General features: G+C 46.0%; 7 protein-coding genes and 7 tRNA genes. 1 reads left to right on the top strand and 13 read right to left on the bottom strand.

Features of this window, described 5'->3' with window-relative positions; genetic code table 11:
• Positions 1–16: 16 nt before the first annotated feature.
• From QTO00_RS10280 to lolB, 13 genes are all read right to left on the bottom strand, one after another.
• A tRNA-Leu gene (locus tag QTO00_RS10280) sits at positions 17–101 on the bottom strand.
• Between the two features lie 54 nt (positions 102–155).
• Positions 156–230: transfer RNA gene (locus tag QTO00_RS10275), tRNA-Gln, on the bottom strand.
• A gap of 30 nt (positions 231–260) precedes the next feature.
• Positions 261–345 (bottom strand) — tRNA-Leu (locus QTO00_RS10270).
• A gap of 69 nt (positions 346–414) precedes the next feature.
• Positions 415–491 (bottom strand) — tRNA-Met (locus QTO00_RS10265).
• 157 nt (positions 492–648) lie between these two features.
• Positions 649–723, bottom strand: a tRNA-Gln gene (locus tag QTO00_RS10260).
• A 30-nt stretch (positions 724–753) separates the two neighbouring features.
• Positions 754–838 (bottom strand) — tRNA-Leu (locus QTO00_RS10255).
• A gap of 38 nt (positions 839–876) precedes the next feature.
• Positions 877–953 (bottom strand) — tRNA-Met (locus QTO00_RS10250).
• A gap of 269 nt (positions 954–1,222) precedes the next feature.
• Positions 1,223–2,314 (bottom strand): redox-regulated ATPase YchF, encoded by a 1,092-nt coding sequence (gene ychF, locus QTO00_RS10245; RefSeq protein ID WP_331424689.1) that lies wholly within the window; start codon positions 2,312–2,314, stop codon positions 1,223–1,225.
• Between the two features lie 10 nt (positions 2,315–2,324).
• A complete protein-coding gene (pth, locus tag QTO00_RS10240) occupies positions 2,325–2,915 on the bottom strand; it encodes an aminoacyl-tRNA hydrolase (RefSeq protein ID WP_331424688.1) in 591 nt (196 codons plus the stop codon).
• A 49-nt stretch (positions 2,916–2,964) separates the two neighbouring features.
• Positions 2,965–4,293 carry a Na+/H+ antiporter NhaC family protein gene (locus QTO00_RS10235; RefSeq protein ID WP_331424687.1) on the bottom strand — a complete coding sequence of 443 codons (1,329 nt, stop codon included), beginning with the start codon at positions 4,291–4,293 and terminating at the stop codon, positions 2,965–2,967.
• A gap of 182 nt (positions 4,294–4,475) precedes the next feature.
• Complete coding sequence (locus tag QTO00_RS10230; protein WP_038133791.1) at positions 4,476–5,420, bottom strand: ribose-phosphate pyrophosphokinase; 945 nt, start codon at positions 5,418–5,420, stop codon at positions 4,476–4,478.
• Positions 5,421–5,449: 29 nt separating this feature from the next.
• Complete coding sequence (gene ispE, locus QTO00_RS10225) at positions 5,450–6,322, bottom strand: 4-(cytidine 5'-diphospho)-2-C-methyl-D-erythritol kinase (protein ID WP_331424686.1); 873 nt, start codon at positions 6,320–6,322, stop codon at positions 5,450–5,452.
• Complete coding sequence (gene lolB, locus QTO00_RS10220; RefSeq protein ID WP_331424685.1) at positions 6,319–6,933, bottom strand: lipoprotein insertase outer membrane protein LolB; 615 nt, start codon at positions 6,931–6,933, stop codon at positions 6,319–6,321. The genes ispE and lolB overlap by 4 nt, the downstream gene beginning before the upstream one ends.
• Positions 6,934–7,094: 161 nt before the next feature.
• Here lolB and hemA point away from each other — a divergent pair, with 161 nt between their 5' ends.
• Positions 7,095–8,351 carry a glutamyl-tRNA reductase gene (gene hemA, locus QTO00_RS10215; protein WP_331424683.1) on the top strand — a complete coding sequence of 419 codons (1,257 nt, stop codon included), beginning with the start codon at positions 7,095–7,097 and terminating at the stop codon, positions 8,349–8,351.
• The last annotated feature ends 132 nt before the right edge of the window (positions 8,352–8,483 follow it).

Here is an 8,483-nt window from a genome sequence, read left to right as displayed (position 1 = left end):
CAAGAGACTTTAAAGATGGTGCGGAAGGAGAGACTTGAACTCTCACACCTTGCGGCGCCAGAACCTAAATCTGGTGCGTCTACCAATTCCGCCACTTCCGCAACTTAATCTGTATTCATAGCGCTAATTGGTAAAAGCATTATGAAGTTGTAATGTGGCAGGGCTACCTGGATTCGAACCAGGGAATGGCGGCATCAAAAGCCGCTGCCTTACCGCTTGGCGATAGCCCTACAGTGCTCTAATAAAAGAGACTTTAAAGATGGTGCGGAAGGAGAGACTTGAACTCTCACACCTTGCGGCGCCAGAACCTAAATCTGGTGCGTCTACCAATTCCGCCACTTCCGCAACTCTAATTCTTCTAAAAAGAAAGTGTATTCATACCGCTAATTGGTAAAAGCCATATGAAATTGTAAATGGTGGCTACGACGGGATTCGAACCTGTGACCCCATCATTATGAGTGATGTGCTCTAACCAGCTGAGCTACGTAGCCACTCGTGAGCGAGACAATATAAACTGTTGCGCTCTTAGTGACAAGCCATTTTTTAATTAGGCTTGATACTATAAATAGTGGCTGACTACAAGGAGTCAACCAGGGACAACAGATGGGGCATCAAATGATGCTTTACCACTATTGAACCTATAAATAGTGGCAGGTCTACCTGGATTCGAACCAGGGAATGGCGGCATCAAAAGCCGCTGCCTTACCGCTTGGCGATAGACCTGCAGGTATAGCTATCAAAAGCTATAAAACATGGTGCGGAAGGAGAGACTTGAACTCTCACACCTTGCGGCGCCAGAACCTAAATCTGGTGCGTCTACCAATTCCGCCACTTCCGCATCTATTCCTAATGACTTTCATAGAAAGTACTTAGGAATGGTGGCTACGACGGGATTCGAACCTGTGACCCCATCATTATGAGTGATGTGCTCTAACCAGCTGAGCTACGTAGCCATACCATATTTTTGTTCTCTTCGACTCGTTGCCTTATCGTTGGGAACGGCGCGCATTATGCGAAGTTGAGGCAAAGCCGTCAATAGTTTTTTTGAATAAATCCTCAGAAATCAACCGTTCGGTTTCTTTTTAAACAAAGAGGCGTGTTAATGATCGAAAACTGATAACAAATTGACATCAGTTTGAGGAGTTAATTGGTTTCTTTGCTCGTTGGCAATAAAAAAGCCAGCACAAGTGCTGGCTTTTAAAGTCAATGACTTGAAGAGATATTAAACGTTGAAGCGGAAGTGAATCACATCGCCATCTTTTACGATATAATCTTTACCTTCCAAACGCCATTTACCTGCGTCTTTCGCACCGCTTTCGCCATTAAACTCGATAAAGTCATCGTAGCCAACGACTTCCGCGCGAATGAAACCTTTTTCAAAGTCAGTGTGGATCTTACCAGCAGATTGTGGAGCCGTTGCGCCAACTGGGATTGTCCATGCGCGAACTTCTTTAACACCCGCAGTGAAGTAAGTTTGTAGCGTAAGCAGATCGTAACCTGAACGGATAACTCGGTTAAGGCCTGGTTCTTCGATGCCCATATCTGCAAGGAATTCTTCACGATCTTCATCGTCAAGCTCAGAAAGTTCTGACTCGATAGCCGCACATACAGCAACAACGACGTTGTTTTCTTTCTCTGCGTACTCACGAACAGCGTCTAGATAAGGGTTATCTTCGAAACCATCTTCATTCACGTTCGCGATGTACATAGTAGGCTTGAGCGTTAGGAAGTTTAGGTAGCCAATAGCCGCTAGCTCTTCTTTAGCAAGCTCAACTGTACGTGCCATACCACCTTCAGTTAATACTGGAAGTAGCTTTTCAAGTACGGTTAACTCGAACTTCGCGTCTTTATCGCCACCTTTCGCTTTCTTAGCGTTACGTTGGATAGCGCGCTCACATGAATCAAGGTCAGCCATCGCGAGTTCTAGGTTGATCACTTCGATATCTTCGATAGGTGATACTTTACCTGCTACGTGAACGATGTTTTCGTTTTCGAAACAACGCACAACGTGACCGATCGCGTCAGTTTCACGGATGTTTGCTAGGAATTTGTTACCTAGACCTTCACCACGTGATGCCCCCGCTACTAGACCCGCGATATCAACGAATTCCATCGTGGTTGGCAGCACTTTTTGCGGATTAACGATCTTAGCTAGTGCGTCTAGACGAAGATCTGGCACAGGCACGACGCCTGTGTTTGGCTCGATAGTACAAAACGGGAAGTTTGCCGCTTCGATGCCAGCTTTAGTAAGTGCATTAAATAGCGTTGATTTACCTACGTTTGGTAGACCAACGATGCCACATTTAAAACCCATGATAGTAACCTTATTCAGCTTTGAACGTGTGTAAACGATTTTGTGCTTTTGATAGACCGTCCTTAATTAGGATGTCTAAACAGCGGACAGACTCGTCTGCCGCTGCATCAAGAAGCTCTTGTTCTTTTGCCGGAGCTTTGCCCAATACAAATCCAGCGACTCTGTCTTTATGTCCAGGATGGCCGATACCGATCCTTAGACGATAGAAATCTTTGCAATTACCAAGTTTACTAATGGTATCGCGAAGGCCGTTGTGGCCGCCATGGCCACCACCCTTCTTAAATTTAGCGACACCCGGTGGTAAATCTAGCTCATCGTGCGCAACCATGATCTCTTCTGGCTTAATCTGATAGAACTTTGCTAAAGCAGCAACAGACTTACCAGATAGGTTCATAAAAGTAGTTGGGATAAGCAAACGGAGATCCTGGCCGTTAACCATGATGCGCCCTGTAAAACCGAAAAATTTAGCTTCATTCTTCAATGTTACATTGTGAATACGGGCGAGTTCTTCTACGACCCATGCACCCGCATTGTGCCGGGTTTTCGCATACTCAGGCCCAGGGTTAGCAAGGCCGACGAGAAGTTTAATCTGTTGACTCAAGGTTAGGATCTCTCTTGGAATCTCAAAAAGCGCGGTATGATAGCATAGTTTATTGTGAACAAGCGACTGCTGAGGTTGCTCGTCTTGCTTTTGCCGGTTTTGCGACGATTGCTATTAAGGCGGCAATTGCGAGGGCGAAACAATAATATGAGTGAGTAGTTACTTCTAACGGAGATAGCTTGAGAATTGATCCTGCTAGAAGAACTTGCGCGCCGTAAGGAAGCATTCCTTGAATAACGCAAGAGTAAATATCGAGTAAACTTGCTGAGCGTTTAGCGCAGATATCGTGCTTTTCAGCGAGCTCTCTTGCGATACTGCCTGATACCAGAATTGCGACGGTATTATTTGCTGTGCAGCAGTTAACTAGGCTGACTAATAGTGCGATGCCAATTTCACCGCTTTTTCTGCTGCTTGATTGTAAAACTTTACCTAGCGATTGAGTGATCCAAACCAAGCCGCCTTGATGTTTCATTAATGCGCTTAAACCGCCGATTAACATCGAGAGTAAGAAGATCTCCTGCATGTTGCCAAAACCAGAGTAGATATCTTGGCTATATTGAGTAGCAGAGTAATCTGGCGTAGTGAAAAGGCCGACAAAACCCGCAAGTAGAATACCAATAGTCAGTACGGCAAATACATTCAGACCAGAAACGGCCAGTATTAGAATGGTCAGATAAGGTAGAACCTTTAACCATTCAATATCTGTTGTCGTAGGCATTTCGCTTGGCGCACTCAACCAACCGAACAAAGCTAGGGAAACGATGGCAGCCGGGAGAGCGATTGATATGTTCTCTTTGAACTTGTCTCTCATCTCACAACCTTGAGAGCGCGTCGCAGCAATGGTGGTGTCTGAAATGATCGATAGGTTATCACCGAACATAGCGCCACTGAGCACCGCACCAGCGGCAACGGCGTGATCTATCCCAGTAGTATCTGCAATGCCCAACGCAACAGGAGCGAGTGCTGCAATAGTGCCCATTGAAGTGCCCATCGCGGTTGCAATAAACGCAGCAATTAAGAACATGCCTGGCAATATAAGACTAGGTGGGAGAAATGAGAGCCCTAGATTGACCGTTGCATCGACACCTCCGGTTGCTTTTGCTACGGAAGCAAAGGCACCAGCAAGTAGATAGATGATGCACATTGCGATGATATCGCCGTGCCCGACGCCACGAATGAACTGTTCAATCGCTTTGTTTAGCTTCTCTTTGCTCAATAGGATTGCAAGGATAATAGCCGGTAATGCGGCAACAGGTGCTGGCAGTTGGTAGAAAGCGAATTCGACGCCTTGGAGGGTAAGATAGCTGCCGACACCAATAAACAGTGTGAGGAATAGCATTAGAGGCAATAGTGCCTTTGCTGAGGGAGTAACGTGCATGACAAAAGTCTGAATAGGCTAAAAAGGGCGCTAAGGGTACGTATAATGGTTGGACGTGTCAACTTCTAGACGTCTAAATGTCTTCGGCCGGGTTGACTTCGGATGATAGTAGAGTCGTGGTGACAGGTGGAAGTAAAAAAGCCCGCGAATATTCGCGGGCTTTCAAGGAGCTTCAGGGATGATTAGTTAAACATCGCTGAGATTGACTCTTCGTTGCTAATGCGGCGAATTGCTTCAGCCAGCATGCGAGATAGGCTTAGGCAAGTTACTTTACCTGTTGCTTCCATCTCTTTAGGTAGCGTGATTGAGTCAGTCACGATAACTTGGTCTAGTACTGAGTTACCAATGTTCTGTGCTGCATTACCTGAGAATACAGCGTGAGTCGCGTAAGCGAATACTCGCTTAGCACCGCGCTCTTTAAGCGCTTCTGCTGCTTTACAAAGTGTGCCGCCTGTATCGATCATGTCATCAACGATCACGCAGTCGCGACCTTCAACATCACCGATTAGGTTCATTACTTCAGAAACGTTTGCACGTGGACGACGCTTATCAACGATTGCGATATCGATGTCACCTAGTGCTTTTGCTGTAGCACGAGCACGAACAACGCCGCCTAGGTCAGGAGAAACCACAACTGGGTTCTCTAGGCCACGAGCTTGCATATCTTCTAGTAGTACTGGCGTACCAAAGATGTTGTCTACAGGAACGTCGAAGAAGCCTTGGATTTGCTCTGCGTGAAGGTCGATAGTTAGAACGCGGTCAACACCAACGTTAGAAAGGAAATCAGCAACAACTTTTGCAGTGATTGGCACACGAGCCGAACGTACACGACGATCTTGGCGAGCGTAACCAAAGTAAGGGATAACTGCTGTAATACGGCCCGCTGAAGCGCGGCGCATTGCGTCAATCATCACTACAAGTTCCATTAGGTTGTCGTTAGTTGGTGCACAAGTAGATTGGATGATGAAAACATCACTACCACGTACGTTTTCGTTGATTTGAACAGCGACTTCGCCATCAGAAAAACGAGAAACAGTAGCATCACCAAGAGAGATGTATAGACGATCAGCAATACGTTGGGCTAGTTCAGGTGTAGCGTTACCAGCAAATAGCTTCATATCAGGCACGGTGGAAACCTCAGGGTTGCGTCCAGTTTTTAAATAGATTGTGAGTGGGCTAAGCGGTACTTAGCCAGTGTCTCATGTAAAGGAGAAATATTTCTCCCTTTTGCGATAAAAGCAGAGACATTGTCAGGCAGTTTATTAAGGGTCGTTTCAGCTTCTTTTTTGCTCGAAAATTCGGCAAAAACGCATGATCCAGTCCCGGTCAACCGCGACGGCGCGTATTGTAGCAGCCAAGAAAGTTGCTTATCAACCTCTTGGTACAGCATTCGAACAATTTTTTCGCAATCGTTTACGTATTCACTGTCAAGAAGCGTTACCAGGGAACGTTTTGGCGTATTTCGGGTTAAATCTGGATGTGTGAAAATACTTACAGTGGCAATTGAAACATCCGGACGTACCACTAAATACCATTTTTCTTCTGGATCTGCTGGAGTGAGTTTTTCACCTACACCTTCGGCAAACGCGGCGAATCCTCGAGTAAACACAGGTACATCAGCACCGAGTGCTAATCCAATCTCTGCCAACTCATCATCTGAGAGATTTGTTTGCCATAAATGATTAAGTGCAACCAGCGTAGTGGCGGCATTTGAAGAACCTCCGCCAATACCGCCGCCCATAGGTAATACCTTGTTCAACTCAATATGAGCACCAAATCCACAATCAGCGCGTTTCTGCAATGCGGTGGCCGCTTTCCATATCAGGTTGTCTTCTAATGGGACACCAGGTATTTCCGGAGAGAGTGTAATTATGCCAGAGGCATTGGCTGTGATAGTGAGATCATCACCGTGGTCAAGAAACTGAAACAGGGTCTGTAATTCGTGATACCCATTGTCACGACGTCCAGTAATGTAAAGGAACAGATTAAGTTTTGCCGGAGAAGGCCAGTGCGTGGTTTCTGTGATCATGGGTTAACGGTCCACTTGGATATAACGATGTTGATTGATGTTTCGCCTTGGACAAGCTTCATTTTCCTAGGCAGTGGAAGGGCTACACCATCGATGAGTACATCTTGGTAACTAGAATAGGTTAATTGCCACCTTTGCGTGCCAACCTGCTTACTTAGTGAAGCGAGCGTATTGGTGTCATTAAGCAGGTAATTGTCGGCTTGGGTTGGTCTACCTAGCATCCAATCGTTAAGCTGCTCAACTGGAATGCTTAAACCTGTAAGCTGTTGAATTAACGCTTCAGGACTCGACGCGTGGAAGGTTTGATCATCGTAGGTTTCGACGGTTGCACCTTCAGGTGTTGCTTTAAGGTTTAGAGCAGTTTGACCAAGAAACGTGGTCATGCGCAGTTGGGTTAACGTTGGCGAGTGAGACCACTGGAAGTTGAGCGACTGTCTTTGCTCTGGCGCGATATAACCGAGCTTGCCATTAGATTTGTAGCTCTTGATGTTAGCAAGACGCTGCTGGTGGGTTTGCCACTCTACGTTGGTTGTACTGTCGATGGTGGCACAACCGTGCAAAAATAGAGTCATGCAGAGCAGGACAAAAATAGATCGAAAATGTTGCGGCATTGGTGATTATTTATCCAGTTTTAACCCAGGTATCTGCTTACTATATCATTGAAATCACGAACTCAAGAAAACATATCCTTATTCCCCTTTCATTCACAGAGGGCATAAAGTAAAATTCCGACCTTATTTATCCATTGCCTGATTCAGAGAACCAATAATAAATGTCTTTGCTTGCTATAGGTATCAACCATAATACGGCCTCTGTCGAGCTTCGTGAAAAAGTTGCGTTTGGTCCGGAAAAGTTACCTGAAGCGTTAGACCAGCTCAGTCAAAACCCTAACGTCAATGGAAGTGTGATTGTTTCTACCTGTAATCGCACCGAAATCTATTGCGATGTAAAAAACGGTAGCAAGAGCAAAATGATCGATTGGTTATCTCACTTTCACCAAGTGAGCCCTGAGGATCTTAAACCCAGCATCTATATCCACGAGGAGCAAGCGGCTATTCGTCACTTGATGCGTGTTTCATGTGGTTTGGACTCTTTGGTTCTTGGTGAGCCGCAAATATTGGGTCAGGTCAAGCAAGCGTATTCTGACTCTCGTGAGAGTAAAGCGGTAGATTCTGCAATGGAGAAGCTATTTCAGAAAGCTTTCTCTGTTGCGAAACGAGTTCGTACCGAGACAGACATTGGCGGTAATGCCGTATCGGTTGCCTATGCGGCCTGTACATTAGCGAAACATATTTTTGAATCGCTTGAGAAGTCGACGGTGTTGCTCGTTGGTGCAGGTGAAACTATTGAGTTAGTGGCTAAGCACTTAGCGGCAAATGGTTGCAGTAATATGATTGTTGCAAACCGGACCAAAGAGCGTGCCTTGCCATTGGCTGAGCAGTTTGGTGCAGAGATCATTGGCTTGCCAGAGATCCCCGAGTTTTTGCCGCGCGCAGATATCGTGATCAGCTCAACGGCGAGCCCGCTGCCTATTATCGGTAAGGGCATGGTTGAAACCGCACTCAAAGCGCGTCGCTATCAACCTATGTTGCTAGTGGATATTGCGGTTCCACGGGATATTGAATCTCAGGTGGGCGATCTCAATGACGCTTACCTGTACACAGTTGATGATTTGCAATCTATCGTCGATAGCAATATTGAGCAGCGTAAGATTGAAGCAATTCAAGCGGAAGCTATTGTCAGTGAAGAAAGTGCAGCATTTATGTCGTGGATGCGTTCACTGCAAGCGGTGGATAGTATCCGTGAGTATCGTCAGTCTGCGAATGAAATACGCGAAGAGTTACTAAGTAAAAGTTTACAGTCTCTTGCAGCGGGAGCTGATGCCGAGAAAGTTCTCCTTGAACTGAGCAACAAGCTAACCAACAAATTGATCCACGCTCCAACTCGCGCATTGCAAAGTGCAGCCGAGAAAGGTGAGCCTGCAAGATTGACTACAATTAGACAAAGTTTAGGTCTGGATAACTCTTAGCCTTTTGCTGGAGTGACCGACTTTAATAACCCCCTGAGTTAAAGAAAACTATGAAAGCCTCGATTCTTATTAAGCTAGAAACCCTGGTTGAGCGTTACGAAGAAGTTCAACACCTACTTGGCGATCCGGACG

The organism is Vibrio sp. M260118 (assembly GCF_036533755.1).
Lineage (GTDB): Bacteria > Pseudomonadota > Gammaproteobacteria > Enterobacterales > Vibrionaceae > Vibrio.
This window is presented reverse-complemented; position numbering and strand designations above follow the sequence as displayed.

Excerpts from the sequence above, each read along its gene's own strand:
- hemA (WP_331424683.1), top strand. The coding sequence starts at position 7,095 with ATGTCTTTGCTTGCTATAGGTATCAACCATAATACGGCCTCTGTCGAG.
- lolB (WP_331424685.1), bottom strand. The coding sequence starts at position 6,933 with ATGCCGCAACATTTTCGATCTATTTTTGTCCTGCTCTGCATGACTCTA.
- QTO00_RS10235 (WP_331424687.1), bottom strand. The coding sequence starts at position 4,293 with ATGCACGTTACTCCCTCAGCAAAGGCACTATTGCCTCTAATGCTATTC.
- ychF (WP_331424689.1), bottom strand. The coding sequence starts at position 2,314 with ATGGGTTTTAAATGTGGCATCGTTGGTCTACCAAACGTAGGTAAATCA.
- ispE (WP_331424686.1), bottom strand. The coding sequence starts at position 6,322 with ATGATCACAGAAACCACGCACTGGCCTTCTCCGGCAAAACTTAATCTG.